The organism is Streptomyces malaysiensis subsp. samsunensis, from assembly GCF_024519315.1.
Classification (GTDB): Bacteria; Actinomycetota; Actinomycetes; order Streptomycetales; family Streptomycetaceae; genus Streptomyces; species Streptomyces malaysiensis.
The window spans coordinates 16,444-35,693 of record NZ_JANIIC010000084.1; the positions used below are offsets into that span (position 1 = coordinate 16,444).

15 protein-coding genes are annotated in these 19,250 nt (G+C 69.4%); 2 read left to right on the plus strand and 13 right to left on the minus strand.

What is annotated here, in order from left to right:
* Positions 1-78: 78 nt before the first annotated feature.
* The 5 genes from NQU54_RS42925 to NQU54_RS42945 are packed head-to-tail and all read right to left on the minus strand — an operon-like array spanning position 79 to position 7,721.
* Positions 79-2,391: a S9 family peptidase gene (locus NQU54_RS42925; protein ID WP_257635731.1), complete on the minus strand. Its 2,313-nt coding sequence runs from the start codon at positions 2,389-2,391 to the stop codon at positions 79-81.
* Positions 2,388-4,247 carry a dipeptide ABC transporter ATP-binding protein gene (locus NQU54_RS42930; RefSeq protein ID WP_257635732.1) on the minus strand — a complete coding sequence of 620 codons (1,860 nt, stop codon included), beginning with the start codon at positions 4,245-4,247 and terminating at the stop codon, positions 2,388-2,390. The genes NQU54_RS42925 and NQU54_RS42930 overlap by 4 nt, the downstream gene beginning before the upstream one ends.
* The gene (locus tag NQU54_RS42935; protein WP_257635733.1) at positions 4,244-5,125 is read right to left on the minus strand and encodes an ABC transporter permease; all 882 of its coding nucleotides are present in this window, start codon (positions 5,123-5,125) and stop codon (positions 4,244-4,246) included. The genes NQU54_RS42930 and NQU54_RS42935 overlap by 4 nt, the downstream gene beginning before the upstream one ends.
* Complete coding sequence (locus NQU54_RS42940; protein WP_257635734.1) at positions 5,125-6,087, minus strand: ABC transporter permease; 963 nt, start codon at positions 6,085-6,087, stop codon at positions 5,125-5,127. Before NQU54_RS42940 ends, NQU54_RS42935 begins: the two co-directional genes overlap by 1 nt.
* Positions 6,084-7,721: an ABC transporter substrate-binding protein gene (locus NQU54_RS42945; RefSeq protein ID WP_257635735.1), complete on the minus strand. Its 1,638-nt coding sequence runs from the start codon at positions 7,719-7,721 to the stop codon at positions 6,084-6,086. Before NQU54_RS42945 ends, NQU54_RS42940 begins: the two co-directional genes overlap by 4 nt.
* Before the next feature lie 275 nt (positions 7,722-7,996).
* Here NQU54_RS42945 and NQU54_RS42950 point away from each other — a divergent pair, with 275 nt between their 5' ends.
* Both NQU54_RS42950 and NQU54_RS42955 read left to right on the plus strand, forming a co-directional pair.
* Positions 7,997-9,985, plus strand: a complete 1,989-nt coding sequence (locus NQU54_RS42950; RefSeq protein ID WP_257635736.1) for a S9 family peptidase — start codon at positions 7,997-7,999, stop codon at positions 9,983-9,985.
* Between the two features lie 138 nt (positions 9,986-10,123).
* A complete protein-coding gene (locus NQU54_RS42955) occupies positions 10,124-11,074 on the plus strand; it encodes a GntR family transcriptional regulator (RefSeq protein WP_257635737.1) in 951 nt (316 codons plus the stop codon).
* A gap of 30 nt (positions 11,075-11,104) precedes the next feature.
* On the opposite strand, the gene NQU54_RS42960 is transcribed toward NQU54_RS42955, so the two are convergent.
* The 8 genes from NQU54_RS42960 to NQU54_RS50390 form a co-directional block, all read right to left on the minus strand.
* Positions 11,105-12,223, minus strand: coding sequence for a DmpA family aminopeptidase (locus NQU54_RS42960; RefSeq protein WP_257635738.1), 1,119 nt, complete (start codon positions 12,221-12,223; stop codon positions 11,105-11,107).
* 94 nt (positions 12,224-12,317) lie between these two features.
* Complete coding sequence (locus NQU54_RS42965) at positions 12,318-12,746, minus strand: cobalamin B12-binding domain-containing protein (RefSeq protein ID WP_257635739.1); 429 nt, start codon at positions 12,744-12,746, stop codon at positions 12,318-12,320.
* 18 nt (positions 12,747-12,764) lie between these two features.
* The gene (locus NQU54_RS42970) at positions 12,765-14,444 is read right to left on the minus strand and encodes an acyl-CoA mutase large subunit family protein (RefSeq protein WP_372506394.1); all 1,680 of its coding nucleotides are present in this window, start codon (positions 14,442-14,444) and stop codon (positions 12,765-12,767) included.
* On the minus strand, positions 14,441-15,352 hold the full coding sequence (locus tag NQU54_RS42975; protein WP_257635741.1) for an ArgK/MeaB family GTPase: 912 nt from the start codon (positions 15,350-15,352) through the stop codon (positions 14,441-14,443). The genes NQU54_RS42970 and NQU54_RS42975 overlap by 4 nt, the downstream gene beginning before the upstream one ends.
* Positions 15,336-16,829 carry a class I adenylate-forming enzyme family protein gene (locus tag NQU54_RS42980; protein WP_257635742.1) on the minus strand — a complete coding sequence of 498 codons (1,494 nt, stop codon included), beginning with the start codon at positions 16,827-16,829 and terminating at the stop codon, positions 15,336-15,338. The genes NQU54_RS42975 and NQU54_RS42980 overlap by 17 nt, the downstream gene beginning before the upstream one ends.
* Position 16,830: 1 nt before the next feature.
* Positions 16,831-17,277 (minus strand): hotdog domain-containing protein, encoded by a 447-nt coding sequence (locus tag NQU54_RS42985; RefSeq protein WP_257635743.1) that lies wholly within the window; start codon positions 17,275-17,277, stop codon positions 16,831-16,833.
* Positions 17,278-17,834: 557 nt separating this feature from the next.
* Complete coding sequence (locus NQU54_RS42990; RefSeq protein ID WP_257635744.1) at positions 17,835-18,755, minus strand: IS3 family transposase; 921 nt, start codon at positions 18,753-18,755, stop codon at positions 17,835-17,837.
* A 62-nt stretch (positions 18,756-18,817) separates the two neighbouring features.
* Entirely contained in the window at positions 18,818-19,120 is a 303-nt protein-coding gene (locus NQU54_RS50390; RefSeq protein ID WP_372506393.1) for a transposase, read from the minus strand.
* Positions 19,121-19,250: the final 130 nt, after the last annotated feature.

The window sequence follows — 19,250 nt, forward strand, 5'->3', positions numbered from 1 at the left end:
AGGTTCCCGGGGTCCTGACATCCGTGGCCCTCGTCGTCGGCGGCCAGGTACTCGACGGGGACGTCACGGATGCGCGGGTCAGGCGAGGACGAAGTCGGGGTTGGGGAACTCGGCGATGCGGTAGTCCGGCGGCGTCTCGCCCATCAGGTGCCGTACGAAGTAGTCCCAGCGGCGCCGGTTCCAGTAGGCGGCACCCGGAACCATGTGGTGGCAGGCGTTCGGGAGGATGAGCAGGTCGAAATCCTTGTTGGCCTTGATGAGCGCGTCGACGAGCCGCATCGTGCCGTGCGGCACGGCGTTGTCGTCCATCTCGCCGTGCACCAGCAGCAGCTTGCCCTTGAGGTTGCCGGCCAGTGCGACATTGGTCTGCCGGTCGAAGTCGAAATCGCCCTTGAGGCCGAAGTACTTCTCGCCCCACCACGCGTGGTTGATGCGGTTGTCGTGGTTGCCGCCCGAGGACACCGCGACCTTGTAGAAGTCGGGCTCCTGCAGCATGGCGCGGGTGGAGGCGTAGCCGCCGGCCGAATGGCCGTAGATGCCGACCCGGTCCAGGTCCATCCAGGGCCGGGCCTCCGCGAGTTGGCGGACGGCGCTCACGTGGTCGTCGACGAAGCGGGCGTCGCCGGACCGGCGGGCGTCGTCCTGGAATGCCTTGGAGCGCAGGGCGCTGCCCCGCCCGTCGACCACCACGGCAACGAAGCCGAGCGCCGCGAAGACCCCGCCGGCGCCGAACATCGCCCCGGTGAGCGGGCCGCCCGAGAGCGGGAAGCGCAGCGGGGCGCAGGAGATCTGCGGCCCGGGATAGATCTCCTCGACCACCGGGTACTTCCGGTCGGGGTCGAAGTCGTGCGGCCGGTAAATGGCGCAGTAGAGGTCGGTCTCGCCGTCGGCGGACTTCACCACCGCGCGCTCGGGCGGGGCCCAGCCGGCCGCGTACAGCGCCGTGGCGTCGGCCCGCTCCAGCTCCAGCACGACCGCGCCGGAGCGGTCGCGCAGCACCGAGACGGCCGGAGTGTCCCAGCGGGAGGCGACGTCGACGAAGAACCGGCCGGAGGGAGACGGCTGGGCGTGGTGGTCCAGGCCGTCCGAGGTGAGCGCGGTGACCTGGCCGCCGTCGAGGGAGACCGAGCACAGCTGCTGCAGGTACGGATCGGAGCCGGGCTCGCGGCCGCCGGCGGTGAACACCACCCGGCGGGCCGCCTCGTCGACCGTGACGATGTGCCGGACCGTCCAGTCGCCAGAGGTCAGTGTGGTGACCGTGCCGTCCGTGGAGTAACGGTAGAGGTGGGCCCAGCCACTGCGCTGCGACCACCACAGCACGTCGCCGTTCGACAGGACCCGCACATTGCAGTCCATCTGCTGCGGGCCGAGGCTGATCTGCGAGTCGCTGCGCTCCTCGGCGAGCACGGTCACTTCGCCGGTGTCCGGGTCGAGGGCGTGCAGGGCGACGTGATGATCGCCGCGGTCACCGGAGACCCAGTACACCCGCGCTTGGTCCTCGCTCCACCACACAAAGCCGTAGTCGATCGCGGGGACGAGCGACGCGTCGACCGGCGCGCACCGCGCCTTGACCGACGTGCCCGTCGCCGCGTCGAAGACGAAGAAGTCCGAGGTGGCGATGTGCTCGTCGCCCGCCACCGCGTACCGGTACGTCATCGGCTTCGGCCGGCCGCCGTCCAGCGGCACGGAGCGGACCAGGTGCATCAGCTCCAGCTCGCGCTGGTCCAGCCGGTGGGTGACGAAGCGGGTGGAGTCCGGCGACCACACCACCGACGGTGGCGTATCGAGGCCAAGATACTCCAGCAGGACTCGACCCGCGGCCGCGTCGGTCGACACCCCGTACTCGTACGCCTCCGCCCCGTCGGTGGTGAGCTGCCGTTCTTCGCCCGTGGTGATGTCCCGGATCCAGAGGTTGTGCTCGCGCAGCGCGACCGCCCACCGGCCATCGGGTGACGTCGCCTCGTCCATCCGGACCTCACCCACCACAGTGGCCTCGTAGCCGTCGAGCGAGACCGCGATCTCCTTCCGTCCCACCACGACGTGCACCGTGCCATCGCGGAACTCGGCGTCGGCCAGCGGCAGCGCCTTCGGGTCCGGCTTCTCGCCGAGGACGCCGGCGAGCGCCTCGGCCAGTCGGTCGTGGTCGAAGGCCGGACGCTTCGTGCCGGCCGCCGCGTCGACGAGCACGAATGCGTGCCGGTCGCCGGTCTCGTTCCGGTACCAGAAGCTGTCGGTTTCGCCGATCCAGTTCGCCGTGACGCGCGGCGACGTGATCAGCTTTTTCAGGTTGTGCTTCAGCAGTGCCTCGGCCTTCGCGTACCGGGCGTGCAGGTCGGACGTCATGGCGGGTGCCTCCTGGTCGTCGGCCGGGGCGGGGGTGGGCTCGGTCATGCGGACGCGCCGAGCCAGTTGCCGTCGGAGCGCGGTACGGAGCGCAGGAGTTCGCCCGTGTAGGCGTGTTGGGGGTGGTCCAGGACGGCTTCCGTCGGGCCGGATTCGACGACCCGGCCGCCGTTCATCACATAGAGGAAATCGGATGCCTGCCGGACGATCGACAGGTCGTGGGTGATGAAGAGGTAGCTGATGCCGCGCTCGGTGCGCAGGTGCTCCAGCAGGTTGAGGATTTGCGCCTGCACCGACATGTCCAGGGCGGACACCGGCTCGTCACAGATCAGCAGGCGGGGTCCGGCCGCCAGCGCCCGCGCGATGGCGATGCGCTGGCGCTCGCCGCCGGAGAGGGCGGACGGCCGGCGCTGTGCGTACTCGCGGTGCAGGCCCACGGATTCGAGGAGGTCGCTCACTCGCCCGGCGATGTCCGCCGGGCCGCTCTGGTGCGTGGTGATGGCTTCCTTGAGGGTCCAGCCGATGGACCGCATCGGGTTGAGGCTCGAGTACGGGTCCTGGAACACCATCTGCACGGTCTTGCGCAGCTTGCGCCGGTCCTGGTCGCCGAGTGCGCGCCAGTCGCGTACCGAGATGCCGTCGATGCGGATGTCCCCGGCGGTCGGCGTCTCCAGGCCCACCAGCATCCGGGCGAGGGTGGTCTTCCCGGAGCCCGACTCCCCCACGATGCCGACGCTTTCCCCGTCGCGTACGACCAGGGAGGCGTCGTCGACCGCGCGGACGGTGCGGCTGCCGCTGTTGAAAACCTTCTCGATGTGCTCCACCTCGACCAGCGCGGCTCCGGTGCGACCGTCCGGGAGCGCGGGCGCGGGCTCGACCGCCCGAGCCCGGATCTCGGCCATCTCGGTACGGATCTCCGGGAGCCGCACGCACCGGGACTCGTGGCCGTCCGCGACCGCCTGGAGTTCGGGAACGCCGTCCCGGCACACCTCCGCCACCCACTGGCAGCGCGTAGCGAACGGACAGCGGTCCTGCACCTCGCCCGCCGAGGGCACCGAGCCGGGGATGGCCACCAGCTCGCGCACCCGGCGGTCGGCGGGCGGCTCGGACAGCAGCAGGCCCTGGGTGTAGGGGTGCAGCGGCTCGCTCTGCATCGCGCCGGCGCCGGCGGCCTCGACCAGCGCGCCCGCGTAGAGCACGTGGATGCGGTCGCAGGTGGCGAAGGCGACCCGGAGGTCGTGCGTGATCAGGATCAGGCTCATGCCGCGGGCCTGCTGAATCCGCTTGATCAGCGCCAACACCTCGCGCTGGGTGACCACGTCCAGCGCGGTGGACGGCTCGTCGGCGATGAGCACCTTCGGGTCGCGGGCCAGCGCCGCGGCGATGGCGACGCGCTGGCGCATGCCGCCGGAGAGCTGGAAGGGATAGCGGTCGACCACCGATTCGTCGGTGATGCCGACTTCGGCGAGCCGGCGGACGGACTCCGCGCGGCGTTCCGCGCGGCTCAGGCGGCGGCCGGGTGCCATTGACTCCTGCAGGATGTGGCCGCAGCGCATCACCGGGTTGAGCATGGTGAAGGGGTCCTGCATGACGGTGCAGATCTCGCTGCCGCGGATGGAACGCCATTCCCGCTCGGAGAACCCGAGCAGGTTCCGGCCGCCGTACTCGGCGACTCCGTTCGCGACAACACCGGGCGGCAGCAGCCCGGTCAGGGCCTTGGCCGTCATCGACTTGCCGCTGCCGGACTCGCCGACGATGCCGATGCTCTCCCCCGCGGCCAGGTCGAACTCGTTGGCGGAGACGATCGCCCCGGCGCCACCCAGACCGGCACGCCCGATCTTCAGCCGGCGCACGCTCAGCACGGGCGCGCCCGGTGCCCCTGGTTGCTCGATGGAGTCATTCATCGGGTGGCTCCTCGGCTCGAAATCTTCTCGAAGGTCCAGTCGCCGATCAGATTCGTCGCGGTGGCGGCGAGGATGATCGCTACGCCGGGGGCGATGCTGGCTACGGGGTTGGCGAACAGCAGTGACTGGTTCTCGGCCAGCATCTGGCCCCAATCCGGGGTGCCGGGCTCGGCTCCCATGCCGAGGAAGGACAAGCCGGACAGGGCGATGAGCGAGCCCGCGAAGACGAGAAAGGTGTTCGCGAAGGCGGTGGCCGCGATGTTGGGCCAGATGTGGAGGAACATGATGCGCCTGTTCGGCACCCCGAGGGCCTTGGCGGCCTCGACGTACGGGCGGGGCATCTGCTCGAGGGTGGCGGCACGTATCACCCGGGTATCGAAGGGCACCGACAAAACGCCGAGCAGGGCGACCGCCATCCAGTACCCGCCGCCCAGCGCGCCGGCCGCCACGATGATGACCAGCAGTGACGGCATGGCAACCATCAGATCGACCCAGCGCATGATGACGAAGTCGAGGATTCCGCCGCGGTAACCGGAGAGCAGGCCGAGGATGTTGCCGCAGACCAGGGCGCCGATGGCGATCACCAGCGGCCCGCTGATCGCGGACCGGGCGCCGGAAACCAGCCGGGAGAAGACGTCCCGGCCCAGCATGTCGGTGCCGAGCCAGTGCTCCGCGCTGGGCCCGGCCGAGCCGGCCAGGGCGTTCTGAGCCTGTGGGTCGTGCGGCGCGAGCAGGGGGCCGAACAGCACCATGAGCACCATGATCGCCAGGAAGAAGAAGCACAGCGCGATGGAGACCGGCATCAGCCGTCGCCGCTTCGCGGGCGATTTGGCCCGGGCCTCGAAGGTCTTGGTGAGCGAGACGACGCCTTCCACCATCAGGAGCGCCTTTCGAATCGGATCCGGGGATCGATCGCCATATAGGCAAGATCGGCCAGCAGATTGGCTGAGATGATGATCACGGCGATGATGAGCGTCAACCCCTGGATCATGGGCAGGTCACCCGACTCGGCCGACTGCACCAGGAGTTCGCCGAGCCCGCCGAGCGAGAAGGTGGACTCCACGAGCACGGCGCCGGTGACGAAGTACGTCAGCAGCACGCCGCTGACGGTGACCACCGGGATCAGGGCGTTGCGCAGCAGATAGCGCAGCATGATCCGCCGCGATGCCAGGCCCCGCGCCCGCGCGAACGCCACATAGTCCTGGTCCAGCACGCCGATCATCGATGCCCGGGTGTGGCGCAGGAGGAAGGCGGAGATCGTCAGGGCGAGCGCGACGGCCGGCAGCGTCAGATGCCACAACTGGTCGAGGAAGCCCTCCCCCTTCCCGGCCGCGGGGAAGACGGGGACCACCACCGCGAAGAGGTACAGCAGCAGGATGCCGAGGACGAACGGTGGCGTGCTCAGCGTGACGACAGCCCCGGCGACCAGGCCGCGGTCGACGGCCCGGCGCCTCCGCAGCGCGGCGATGACGCCCGGCACGACGCCGAACAGGAGGGTCAGGACGTAGGCGTAGACGCCGAGGAAGACCGAGGAGCCGAAGCGCGCGCCGATCTCGTCCGTGACCGGCAGCGTGGTCTGCGTCGACGCCCCGAAGTCGAAGTGCAGCGCGTCCCGCGCCCAGATCCAGTACTGAGTGAAGAAGGGCTCGTTGAGGTGGTATTCCTCCTTCAGGGATGCCACCAGCTCGGGTGTGCTCGACTTGCCCCCGAGCAGGGCGTCGACGGCGTCGCCGGGCGCCAGGTAAACCAGCGAGAACACCGCGAAGGAGAGCACGACCATCAGTACGGCCATCGCGGCCAGCCGTCTGACGATGAAGAGGAGCGTGGCCTTGAGGCTCATTTGGCCACCACGTTCAGCGCCCACGGCATGTTCATCCAGAAGCTGTCGTAGCCCACGATGTCGTACTTCATGGACGCGTAGTGGTTGCCCTCGGCGTAGAGCGGCACGTACGGCAGGTCCTTGCCCAGTCGCCGCAGCAGATCGGTGTAGATCTGCAGGCGCTTCTTGGGCTCATTCGTGGTGAGCCCGGAGGCGAGGAGCTTGTCGACCTCCGGCGGCGTGTAGTTGGCGAGGTTCAGGCCGCCGACGGCGGTGTTGGCCTTGCCCAGGAATATGTCGTCCCAGCTCGGGTCCGGGGAACACGCTCCGGTCTCGGCGATGGTCATCGGCCGCTTGTCCGCCGGGCCCGTGATGAGGGCGGCCCAGGTGGTGTCGGTCATGCTCTTGAGCTTGAGGTTGATGCCGACCTTTTTCAGCTGATCGACGATCACCTCGGAGGTGGGGGCCATGGACTGGGGGGTCACGAAGGTGCCGCTGAACCCGTTGGGCACCTTGGACTTGGCCAGCTCCGCCTTGGCCTTGCCGAGGTCGTGATCGTGCACCGGGATGGTGGCCAGCGCACTGTCGACCTCTTCCTTGCTGCCCAGCGGGCGCATAAGGATGGGTGAGATCAGCATTTGCAGCGGTGCGCCGGCGCGGCCCTGGGTGGACGCGATGATGTTCTTGCGGTCCAGCCCGTACGCGACCGCCCGGCGGACGTGGACATCGTCCCACGGCGCATTCTTCGTCGGCATACTGAGCAGCGTCGTCGCGCAGATCGCCACAGTGGTGACCGAATTCTTGCCCGCGGTGGCGTTGAAGCCCTTGGGCGAGCCGATGCTCGGCGAGAGGTCGATCTCGCCGGCGCGCAGCGCGAGCGCCATGCTGTTGTCATCGGCGTAGGACTTCACCGAGATCCTGCCGATGGGGGGCTTGCCGCCCCAGTAGTACGGGTTGGCGGAGAGCTCCATGCCGCTGGTGGGGTTCAGGCTGTCGAACTTCCAGGGGCCGGTGGCGACCAGCAGCGTCCCGGGCTTGCCGTGGCTCTTCTTGTGCTCCTGCGCGAACTTCTTCTGGAAAATGACCGACCAGAACATCGCGGGGGTGTACTTCCAGGAGCCGTCCGGGGTCTTGAGCTCGACCCGGACCGTGTACGTGTCCGGGGTGGAAATGTCCGCGACATTGCGGAAGTACCGGCTGCGCGTGCTCCCATCGAAGCGGTAGTGGTCCCAGGAGTACTTCACGTCGTCGGACGTCAGCTCCGAACCGTCCCAGAACTTCACGCCCTTGCGCAACCGGTACTCATAGACCTTGTCGCTCTTCTGCTCATAACCGGTGGCCAGCCACGGCTCCAGGCGCCCATTGGAGCCGATCCGCAGCAGCGATTCCAGGCCGAGGGTGTTGGTGTACAGCCCCGAGCCAATGTTGGACTTGGGGTCCAGGGTGGGCACCTTGCCGATCACACCCACCTTGAGCTGCGGGATCTGCTTGTCCGTGACGGACTTGCCGGGGCCGACGCTCCGCTTCTTCACAACCGGGTGCGTGTCACGGCCGCCGGCGTCGGGACGGTTGTCGGTGCAGGCCGCGGCCCCGAGCACCATGACGCCGGCCACGGCGAGCGCCGACAGGCGCAACAGTCCTCGGGTGCCGCTCACATCGGACTTCATAATGACTCCGGTTCGATTCGGTGCCGGTGAGTCAGTGGTGAAAGCGGCTCGCGCCGGATGGCCCACCGCATGTGCTAAAGCATGATCGCTGCGCGGGCGGGGAGCTTTGTACCATCTCGCCTACGCCTATGGCATGGGCCAGTATCATTGGGCCAACTTCCGGCAGTCAACAGCCTAGTAACGGGTATCTGAATCTGGCATTCCTTGGCAGCCATAAGACAAGCGGAACGCTCATGTTCCTGATCGAAGGAGAGTCGACGACCATGCCGTCACCGACACTGACGCCCGAGGACCTCGCAACCATCCGAGTCGTCACAGACCCACAGGTCTCCGACGACGGGACGATCCGCGCAGCGGTGGTCCACGCCCCCGCCCCGGCACGGGGAGAGTCGCCGCGCTCGGAGATCCGGGTGGCCCGGGGAGATGAGGCGGCCCGCCCGGTGACATCCGGCCCCGGAGTGGACCTCACCCCCCGGATATCGCCCACCGGCCGCCGGCTCGCCTTCGCCTCGGACCGCGAGCGGCCGGGCCTGTGGCGGCTCTACGCCGTTCCGCTGGACGACACCGGGTCATCCGCCGAGCCGCGGAAGTTCGCCGCCCTGCCCGGGGTCGTCGAGGACATCGCCTGGGCGGAGGACGAGTCCGCGCTGCTCGTGTGCACCGCCGACGACGGCTCCGATACGGGCAACGCCCGCGGCGGCACCCGGTTCGTACCCGCGGACGAGGAGGAGGCGCCCTGGACCGTCCGCCGCCCCGCCACCGGGTGGCGGCGGCTGTACCGGGTGGACCTGGCCTCGGGCGCGGCGGTGCAGGTGAGCCCCGACGGCTTGACCGTGTGGGAGTTCGGGTGGGCGGGCCACGGCCCGGTCGCTGCGGTGGTGTCGGCCGACCCGGGCGAGAGCGGCTGGTACGACGCCGAGCTGGCCGTCATGGACATCGAGTCGCGGACCGCACGCACGGTCCATACGCCGACGTATCAGCTGCAGTCGCCCGTGGTGTCGGAGGACGCGCGGACCCTGGCCTTCATCGAGGCACCGCAGAGCGACCGCGCGCTGCTGGCCGGGGACATCGTCGTCCTGGACCTGGAGACGGGGTCGATCGTGCGGCCGCGCCACGAGGCGGATGTCGCGCGGCTGCGGTGGACGCGGGACGGCCGGCTGTTCTGGGTGGGCGTCGCGTCGGTGGAGACCGCCTGCGGGTTTCTACGGCGCGACGCGGACGCCTGGCGGGTGGACGAGTGCTGGCGGGGGCGGGCCACGCTCGGGCGGGCCTACCAGGTCAGGGCGGACTGCAGCCGCGGCGGCGGCACCATCGTCGCCGTACGGCAGGGGCACGACCAGCCGCCGGAGCTGCAGGAGCTGAAGGTCCCCGCGGCCGACCGGCCGGACACGGAGCCGTCCGCCGCGGGCTGGCGTCCCCTCACCGAGGTCAACGCCGCGCTCGCCGGCCGCGCACCGGCACGGGAGACGGTGCACCGCTGGAAGGCCGTCGACGGCACCGAGATCCACGGGCTGCTGCTCCTTCCCACGGACCGGACAGCCTCGGCGCTGCCGCTCGTCGTCGTCGCGCACGGCGGCCCCACCAACGCCGTCACCTCGATATATGCCCAGGGAGCACACCGCGGCGACGCGCTGCTGCTGGCCCAGGCCGGCTGCGCCGTGCTGCTGCCGAACCCGCGCGGCTCCATCGGCCGCGGCCGGGAGTTCATGGCCGCGAACATCGGCGATCTCGGCGGCGGCGACCTCGCGGACCTCGAGGCGGGGGTGGCCTCGCTCGTGGCTACTGGCCTCGTGGACCCGGGCCGGGTGGGGATCACCGGGCTCTCCTACGGCGGGTTCATGTCCGCCTGGGCGGCCGTGCGCAGCGAGGTGTTCGCCGCGTCGGTGCCCATCTCCGGGCTGATGAACTGGCTGAGCTTCCACAACACGTCGAATGTGGGCAGATTCGATGAAATCTTCCTGGACGGCGATCCGTACGACCCGGCCGGGCCCTACCTCGACAGATCGCCGGTCATGTACGTGCGCGAATGCCGCACGCCGACCCTGCTGCTGCACGGCGACCTCGACCTGGCCTGCCCATTGGGCCAGGCTCAGGAGTTCTACCAGGGGCTGGCCGCCGCCGGGTGCGAGACCGAGCTGGTCGCCTACAAGGGCGCCGGGCACGGCATGTCGGAGCGGGAGCACGTCATCGACGTGAGCCGGCGGATCATCGGCTGGTTCACCAGGCACCTTAACCTGGACACCACGCATTAGGCGTGTGATGCGGACGTTCTGTCCTAGCGATCTCGGTCGAATAGCATCGGTCGAATCTGGCCACACCAGTACGGTGTCAACATGTGACCCGACTCGTTGGCCCAGGGCAGTGTTCCTCGGAGGGAGAGCCGAGCTTTGGTGGACAAACTTCAGGTGAGCCGTCACTCCGACGTGCCCATCTTCCGTCAGATCGTCACCCAGCTGTCATTCATGATCGAGTCCGGCGATCTCGAACCGGGACAAACCCTTCCCAGCGCTCGGCTTCTGGCCGACAACATGGACATCAATCGGAACACGGTCGCCCGCGCCTACACGCAGCTCAGCGAACTCGGCCTGGTCGAGAGCCACGGCCGCAGCGGCACGCGGGTGGTGGGTCCGGGCCCGGCTCAGGAGAATTCACCGGCCCGCGATCAGGCTCGGGCCATCCTGCAGCAGGCGGCCAAAAAGTGCATCGAACTCGGCCTGTCCGCCGCCGAGATCCAGTCGCTGGCGATGGGTCTGGCGATGCGCGCGGAGGAGGACCTCCTCAAGGTCTCCTTCGTCGAGTGCAACGACGACCGGGCCAAGTACTTCGCGAACGAACTCGGCGCGCATCTCGGACTGAAGGTCAAACCGCTCGTGCTCGGGGCGTTCGATCCGAAGGAGGAGCAGGCCGACCTCGTCCTCACCACGTTCTTCCATATGGTCGAGGTTCGCGGGCTGTTCCGGCGACCGCGGACCGAGGTGGTCGCCATCGTCGTCGCGCCGCATGTGCAGACGCTGGTGCAGATCGCGTCGGTGTCGAAGAAGCGGACGGTCGGCATCTGGTACCGCACCGACGAACAGGCCATCAGCGTCCGGGACTCGCTGGCTCAGGCGGGCATCAAGAACATCGAGGTCCTGTACGGCACCGAGGATGAGGACCTCAAGGGCGCGGACCTCGTGGTGATCCCGAACGAGATGCCCGACCTGAAGGCCCGCCTGGAGGGGCGGGTCCGGGTGATCGAGTTCGGCAATGTGCTGGACGCCGCTTCGATCCGCATGGTGACGGAGGTGGTCAGCGACATGCAGGCCACCAAGCGCGGCGGGGCCCAGGACACGGCTTCGTAACCGCTCCGGCGGCGCCCGCCGCGTACCCGCTCAGCCCCCGGCCAGCGCCGCGCCCAGGCGGTGGTGGTCGAGGGCGTGTGCGGTCAGGCCGTCGCGGCCGATCGTCGTGGCCGCCCCCACCAGGGCGTTCAGGATGGCCTCCTCCGTGCTGTCGATGACGGCGTCGAAGAGCAGGTCGATCAGCGTGTCGCCGACCATGCGGACAGCGAACTCGTCCGCGGGGGCCGGGCCGAGGCGGACCGGGGGCAGCCCGTCGTTGCCGGTCGCGAAGGCCAGCACCAGGTCCCCGCTGCCGTTCTCCCCCGTGCCGCCCGTCCGCCCGATCGCCAGGGCGCCGCGCTGGGCCAGCCGCTCGCACTGGTGCGGCAGGAGCGGCGCGTCGGTGGCGATGAGCACGATGATCGATCCGCTGCCGGCGGCGGGCGGCCGTATCCCCTCGTAGGGGGACGGCACCTCATCGGTGGGAATGCGCTCGCCCACCGGCACACCGGCCACGCGCAGTCGCTGCCGGCGGCCGTGGTTGGCCTGCACGAGGACGCCGACCGTGTACCGGCCGCCATCGGTCGCCACCACCCGCGAGGCCGTGCCGATGCCGCCCTTGAACTCGTGGCAGATCATGCCCGTGCCACTGCCGACCGCCCCCTCGGGCACGGGGCCGCCCGCGAGCGCCTCGAAGGCGGCGTCCACGTGCTCCTGGGTCACGTGCCGGCCGTTGATGTCGCTGAGGATGCCGTCGTAGGTCTCGGCGACGACGGGCAGGTGGAAGTAGAGCTCGCCGTCCCCGCGCTCGCGGTGCAACCGGGCGACGATCGCATCGCGCACAACGCCGACCGAGTGGGTGTTGGTGAGCCCGATCGGCGTGGTGAGCTGCCCGTTCTCGCGCACCCATGCGAGGCCGGTCATCTCCCCGTTGCCGTTCAGGCGGTGCGAGCCGGCGAAGACGGGCGATGCCCACACCCTTGGCCGAGGTTCGACGATCGTCACCCCCGTCCGCACCGGCCCCCGCCCGACATCCAGGGGTCCGGCGCCGGAAACGAGCGTGCAGTGCCCCACCCGGACGCCGACGACGTCGGTGATCGCATTGTGCGGCCCGGTCGGCAGCTCGCCGATGGTGATCCCCAGGTCGCGGGACCTCACTTTGGCGGTCACGGATGGACCCTCCTGTCTGCGAGCCTCGTTGCGGGGTTGGTGGTCGGATGCCGGTGAGAGCCGGGGTGACGGCCCGTGGTCACCGGCTGCTCCCTCATGCCGATCCCACGCGGCGCGCGTTGGCCTTGATGTAATCGACCAACTCGCCCGTCGGGGTGCCCGGCCCGAAGACCGCGTGGACGCCGTAGTCGTTGAGGGCCTCGGCGTCCTCGGGCGGGACCGTGCCGCCGACGATGAAGAGGACGTCCGCACGGTCGTTGGCGCGCAGCAACTCGCCGAGCTCCTTGGCGTACTCCAGGTGCGCGCCGGAGAGGCTGGAGAGCCCGAGTACGTCCGCGTCCTCCTGGACCACCGCGCGCAGGATCGACTCCGGCGTCTGGTAGATGCCGGTGTATACGACCTCCATGCCGGAGTCCCTGAGGGCCCGGGCGACGACCTTGGCGCCGCGGTCGTGGCCGTCGAGGCCCGGCTTGGCGACGACGACCTTGAGCGGCGCCTCCGGCCGCTCTGCTCCTGCAGTCATGCTGTGCTTCCCTTCCGGTCAGAACACCGTCGATGGCTGATGATGTCCCCACACACCGCGCAGCACGTCGCAGATCTCGCCGACGGTCGCGCGGGCCCGGACGGCGTCCTCGATCAGGGGCATGAGGTTGTGGTGCAGGTCCGGCGCTGCCTTCTCGATCGCGCGCAGCGTCGCGATCACCCGCCGCTGCTCGCGCGACCGCTTGACCTCGGCGAGGCGCTCCATCTGCCGCTCCATGACGCCGGGGATCGGGCGGTCGATTTCGAGGTCCTGCGTCTCGTTCTCGTCGACGTAGTCGTTCACGCCGACGACGATCGACTCATTGCTCTCGACCTTGACCTGCTGCTCCCAGGCCGAGTCCGCGATGAGCTGGCCGGCGTACCCGGACTCGACGGCCTCGATCATGCCGCCGATCCCGTCGATCCGCTCGATCAGCTCCAGCGCCTCCTGCTCGATCTGCGACGTCAGCGACTCCACGTAGTACGAGCCGCCCAGCGGGTCCACGACGTCGGCGACGCCGGTCTCGTGCAGGATGATCTGCTGGGTGCGCACGGCGATCTTGATGGCGCTCTCCGAGGGGATGGACAGCGCCTCGTCGAGGGAGTTGGTGTGCAGCGACTGGGTGCCGCCGAGGATCGCCGCCAGGGCCTGGATCGCGGTCCGTGCCACGTTGTTGTACGGCTGCTGGGCGGTCAGGGACACGCCCGCCGTCTGGCAGTGCGCCCGCATCAGCCACGACTTCGGGTCCTTGCAGCCGAGCCGGTCACGGGTCAGCCGGGCCCACATCCGCCGGGCTGCCCTGAGCTTCGCGGCCTCCTCGAAGAAGTTGTTGTGCACGTCCCAGAAGAACGACACCCGGGGCGCGAGGCGGTCGGGATCGATGCCCCGCGCGGCGGCGTGCTCGAGGTAGCACAGCGCGTTGCTCATCGTGAGGCCCACTTCCTCGACCGCCGTCGCGCCGGCGTCGCGGATGTGGTAGCCGCAGACGTTGAGCGGGTTGAAGCGCGGCATCACGTCGGCGCCGTACTCCATGGTGTCCACGACGAGTTCCACGGACGGCAGCGGCGGGAAGATGAACTCGTTCTGGGCTATGTACTCCTTGAGAATGTCGTTCTGCGTGGTGCCGTTGAGCGCGTGCCCGGGGATGCCCCGCTCGTCCGCCACCACGCGGTACATGGCGAGCAGGACCGCGGCCGACGGGTTGATCGTCAGCGAGGTCGATATCTCGTCCAGCGGTATCCCGTCGAAGAGCGCGTGCATGTCGACGACGGTGTCGATGGCGACGCCGATCCGGCCCACCTCGCGGCGGTAGACCTCGTGGTCGGAGTCGTACCCCAGGAGCGTGGGCAGGTCGAAGTCGGTGGACAGGCCCGTCTGCCCGGTCTTGAGCAGGTACTTGTACCGGTTGTTGGTGTCCTCGGCCTGCCCGAAGCCGGCGACCTGGCGGATGGTCCAGGGCCGGCCCCGGTACATCGTGGCGTGCACGCCACGGGTGTACGGATATTCGCCCGGCAGCCCGAGGTCGGCGCCAGGGCTGAAGTGGCGCAGATCGGCGGGGGTGTAGATGTCCTTCACCGGTGCGCCGGAGAGTGTGGTGAACTCCTTCTTACGGCGTGGGACGCGCTCGTAGTCGGCACTGACGCGTTCGTGCTCCCAGGCTTCGACGCGCTCGTCCCACTGCCTGGCGTCCTCGTTCATTGCGTCCATCGGACCGCCGCCTCCTTAAGTATCCGGTTCACGGCGTTGTGCATGCTGTCCTGCGGCTCCAGGTCCATGGTGGCGGCGCAGTCCGCCACCCACGCCTCGGCCACGAGCGAGGCGTCCGAGCTCCATTTGTGCAGCCGCAGCTCCTGGAGCCGGTCCCCCTCGGTCAGGTCCTGCCAGCGCTTCTGCAGGCCGACGCGGAGCTCGTCGACGCCCTGGCCCTCGGTCGCCACGGTCTGGTAGACGGCGTTCGCCCGGCCTGCGGCCAGCCGCAGATGCCGCGTGGTCTCCCGCACTCCCGGCCGGTCGGCCATGTTCACCACGAAGGCGTCGGCGACCTCCATCAGGCCGGCCTTGATGCTCTGTACCGCGTCGCCCAGCCCGGGAACGGTGACGAGCAGCACGGTGTCGGCGACCTCGACGATCGCCACCTCGGTCTGCCCAGCCCCCACGGTCTCGATGAGGACGATGTCGAACAGGCCGGAGAGCTCCAGCAGTCGCGCGATGTTCCGGGTCGCTCCGGCCACCGCCCCGTGCGAGCCCCGGCTCGCCAGGCTGCGCACGAACACCTCCGGCCGACCGCTGAGATGCGTCTCCATCCGCAGCCGGTCGCCGAGCACCGCGCCCCCGGTGAGCGGGCTGGACGGGTCGATGGCGAGGACGGCGACGCGTTGTCCGGCGTCCGCGCAGGACTCGATCAGCCGCCCGGTGAGCGTGCTCTTGCCGGCTCCCGGCGGTCCCGTGACCCCGACGATGTGGCAGGGCCGCGGCGCCCGCGGCACACTCACCTCCCAGGGCGGGCTGTTCTCCACGAGCGAGACGGCGCGGGCCAGCGGACCCCACAGGCCCTGCCGCCCCTTCGCGACCACGGCATCGATCTGCATCTCATCGAACTCGAACAAGGCGGATCTTCCCGTCGGTGATCATCTTGCGCACTGCGTCCTTGGCGGCTTTGCCGATGCCGGTGGTGGGAAGGCTGTCGATCAGCCCGGCGCCGGTGGGCCTCTTGTAGCCGGCCAGCCGGGACCGGCAGTGGTCCAGCAGCTCGTCGGCGGTGACGGTCCGCCCCGGCCGCGGCACGGCCACCACGACGGGCGTCTCTCCCCACCGCTCGCTGCGGACCCCCACGACCACGACCCGCTCGACCGCCGGATGCCGCGCGGCGACCGCCTCGATCTCGGCGGGGGCGATGTTGATACCGCCGGAGATGATGACGTCCTTGCTCCGCCCGGTCAGAAAGACCAGCCCACGCTCGTCGATCTGTCCGAGGTCCCCGGTCCGCATCGAACCGTCCGGAGCCAGCGCGGCCTTCGTCGCGGCCGCGTCCTCGTGGTATCCCCGCATCCGCCCCGGCCCGGAGGCGAGCAGCTCCCCGCCACCGAGACTCGCCGTCGACCCGTCCGCCCGCTCGACGGTCAGCGCCGTGGTGGGGAACGCCCGTCCCACTGTGGCGGGTTCGGTGCGCAACACGTGATGCGGCGCCGCCGTCAGCGTCAAGACCTCGGTCATCCCGTAGAACTGGTTCATCTCCACCCCCGGCAGCTCCTCCCACCAGCGCTGCAACAGCGGTACGGGCATGGCCTCCGAGGCGAAGGTCACCCAGCTGAGATGGGCGAGCTTGCTCAGCGGCGCGTGCTCGATGAGCCGGCTCAGGATGGTCGGCACCGCATCGAAGGTGGTGGCCCGGGTGCAGGCGTCCGCGACACGCTCGACGTCGAAGCCGGGCAGTATCTCCAGGGAGCCGCCGCTGCACAGCATCGGCAGCACCTGTTCGGGTATGCAGGCGTACAGCGGCAGGAAGACGACGCCGCGCTCGTCCGGCCCGTACGGAAAGACCGATGCGAGCTGCAGCGCGCCGTGCAGCATCGTGCCCTGGCTGTGCACAACGCTTTTCGGTCGCCCAGTTGTACCGCTGGTCGGCATGATGGCGCAGGGCGAACTGGTACCGACGGAGGGCAGCCGGCCCTTCGCGATGGCGTCCGGTGCGGCCGCCATCGGCAGCACCGGCAGGGCCTTGGCGAGTTCGTCCCGTACGACTGCGTCCACCTGGCCGACGAACACGGCGCGGGCGCCGACCCAGGCGAGCTGCTCCTTGACCGCGGCGGCGTCCAGGAGATGGCTGACGGTCACGGCCGCGCCGGCGGCACGCAGGATCCCGAAGTAGTTCGCGACGTAGTCGAGTTCGTTGGCGCCGATGAGGCCGACGGCCTGCCCGGGGCGCAGCCCCAGAGCGAGCAGCCGGCGGGCCACGGCTCCGGCGCGGTCCCAGAGCTGTTGGTACGTCCACACGGTGCGCTCGTGGACAAGCGCGGGTCTCCGGGGGTGGGCGCGGACGACCGCGCCGATCCAGGTGATGAGTGAGTTCGCGGGGCCGGCCACGTCAGGCAGTCCCGGATGCCGCATGAGCTCCAGTCGCCGCGTCAGGGGCCGGGGTCGAAGGCGTGTCGAGGGTGCGCACCACGATGGTGGCGATCGCGGTGGCGGCGAGCACGGGCTCGGGCAGGTGGATCCGCGCGCCCCTGTCGTCGACGCCGAGGACCTTGTAGATCCGGGCCTCGATCCGGCGGCTGCGCCGCCCCGACTCGACCACCCGGGCGACTCCCTCGACGAAGTCCCCGACCCGCAGCGGGGCGGTGAACTGCACCGACTCGTAGGCGGCGCACAGACCTTCGTCACCGCCCTCACGCAGGGCAAGTTCGGTTTCAAGATCGGCGAAGATCTCCATGGCCTTTGAGCCGGGAACCAGACCACCCGCATACCGGGCGTCACTGGGCGCGAGCCGGAGCCGGATCATCACTTCGTCATCAGCGGACCGCAGGTCGAACATGCAGCTACCCCTCTCCGCGCGGCGAGCGAACGCGTCACAGGAGAGAGTAGAGCATGTAGCACTATCTCGTTAGGTTCTAATGGCCGACTTTTTGGCCTAAGAGATCCTGGCAAAGGTGTTGCACATGCCGATGGGTGGTCAGGCAGGTGGCAGGGCCTGGGAAGACCGGCGAACAGGAGTCGCTGCCGCAGGAGCTGCATGACCAAGCCTTCGGCCTGCTCAGCTCGGGCATCATGACGCTCCAGAGGGGGCTCCGGTCGCGCTCGGCGCGGCAGCCGGAGCCGCGAACATGGCCGCCGGCATACCGTGGCAGGACTTCCCACCCTGGCCACCGCCGCCTGGCTGGCGACCTTCCACAGCCGCTTCCCGGCCGCCGTCAGCACAGGATGGCGATCAAGGACTACCTCGGCCGAGCGGTCACCCCGCCGGCTTGGCGTGAGGGGTATCGGCCCCCGGCTTGCCCGTCGGGCGCGCAATGCCCATGTCGACCGAGATCATCACGTTCGCCACCCAACTCATAACGATCTGAGGTTCCCCCGCTGCGCGGGTGTGGCTGATTAGCTGGTCAGGGCGGGTTGACGTGGTTTCAGGTTCACTGGTTTGGGCGCTGCCTGGTCGGCGTAGTGCTTCTCCTCGAACTCGATCGGGCTGAGGTAGCCGAGCCGTTTCTGGATGCGGCGGGGGTTATAGAAGCCGTCGATGTACTCGAAGAGCGCGAGGTTCGCCTGGGCCCTGGTCGCGAAGGTGCGGCCGCGGATGCACTCGGTTTTGACCAGTATCCACAGGTTCTCCGCCAGGGCGTTGTCGAACGAGTCGCCGACCGAGCCCATGGATGCCTGGATCCCTGCTCTGACCAGCCGCGTCGTGAGCTTGATGGAGGTGTATTGCGTGCCGTGGTCGGCATGGTGGACGAGCTCGCCGGGGGCGACCTCGCGGCTGGCCAGGGCATACTCCAGCGACGACAGGACCAGGTCGGCGTCGGCGTGGGCGAAGGTCTCCCAGGCCACGACCCTGCGGGAGAACGCGTCCCGGATGGCCGACAGCCACAGCGGTCCCTCCCTGGTGGAGATCATGGTCAGATCGGTGACCCACAATCGGTTCGGCGCGGGCGCCGTGAAGTCGCGTTGCACCAGGTCCGGGGCCAGGTCGGCGTCCGGGTCACGGCGGGTGAAGCCCTTGCCTCTGCGGGGGCTGATCCCCGCCAGGCCGGCCTGACGCATAAGCCGTTCGACACGCTTCCTGCCGACATGCACGCCCTCACGCCTGAGGACGGCGTGCACGCGCGGTGAGCCGTAGATGCCGCCGGAGTCCTGGTGGACCTGGCGGATCCTGTCTGTCAGTTCGGCGTCCTGACGGCGCCGACCACATGGCTCCGTCCCGGCACGCCGCCAGCGGTAGTAGGTGGAGGGGGGAATGTGCAGTTCCCGGAGTACGGGCTCGACCCCCAGGCGCGGGTGCTCGTCGATGAGCGCGGTCACCTGGGCCGGGTCGGGTCGGGTCGAGCTGGGCTGCGAAAAAAGCCGAGGCCGTCCGCAGGACCTCATTGGCCCGGCGCAGTTCCCGCACCTCGCGCCGCAGCTGGACGAGCTCTTCCTTCTCCTCGGTGGTCAGCAGGCCCTCCCGCTCGCCGGGCGTCGGCCTCGGCCTGCCGGATCCAGGTACGCAGGGCCTCGTGATGCACCCCGAGTTCCTCGGCCATACGGCGGATGACGGGCTTCGGCTCAGCGGCGCGATACATCCGGACCGCGCGGTCACGCAACTCCAGCGGATATTTCCTCGGGGCAGGCATCGTCTGGTCTCCTCTCGTGAGACCCATCTGACCGGCTGTCACCTCTCCCCGCATCTCGGGGGAACCTCAATCCATGGACTGGAACGGCCAGTGCTCTCGCCGGCACTTTCCGACAGGTGGCTCAGGGGCCAGCCCGCGGAACATCATTCTGGAACGACCAGTAATAGGACTCCGTTAGGTTTTG

Bases quoted from the DNA above. Each gene is read 5' to 3' on its own strand.
- NQU54_RS42950 (WP_257635736.1), top strand. From the start codon at position 7,997: ATGCCGTCACCGACACTGACGCCCGAGGACCTCGCAACCATCCGAGTC.
- NQU54_RS42940 (WP_257635734.1), bottom strand. From the start codon at position 6,087: ATGAGCCTCAAGGCCACGCTCCTCTTCATCGTCAGACGGCTGGCCGCG.
- NQU54_RS42985 (WP_257635743.1), bottom strand. From the start codon at position 17,277: ATGTTCGACCTGCGGTCCGCTGATGACGAAGTGATGATCCGGCTCCGG.
- NQU54_RS42925 (WP_257635731.1), bottom strand. From the start codon at position 2,391: ATGACCGAGCCCACCCCCGCCCCGGCCGACGACCAGGAGGCACCCGCC.
- NQU54_RS42930 (WP_257635732.1), bottom strand. From the start codon at position 4,247: ATGAATGACTCCATCGAGCAACCAGGGGCACCGGGCGCGCCCGTGCTG.
- NQU54_RS42970 (WP_372506394.1), bottom strand. From the start codon at position 14,444: ATGAACGAGGACGCCAGGCAGTGGGACGAGCGCGTCGAAGCCTGGGAG.
- NQU54_RS42935 (WP_257635733.1), bottom strand. From the start codon at position 5,125: ATGGTGGAAGGCGTCGTCTCGCTCACCAAGACCTTCGAGGCCCGGGCC.
- NQU54_RS50390 (WP_372506393.1), bottom strand. From the start codon at position 19,120: ATGCGGGGAGAGGTGACAGCCGGTCAGATGGGTCTCACGAGAGGAGAC.
- NQU54_RS42965 (WP_257635739.1), bottom strand. From the start codon at position 12,746: ATGACTGCAGGAGCAGAGCGGCCGGAGGCGCCGCTCAAGGTCGTCGTC.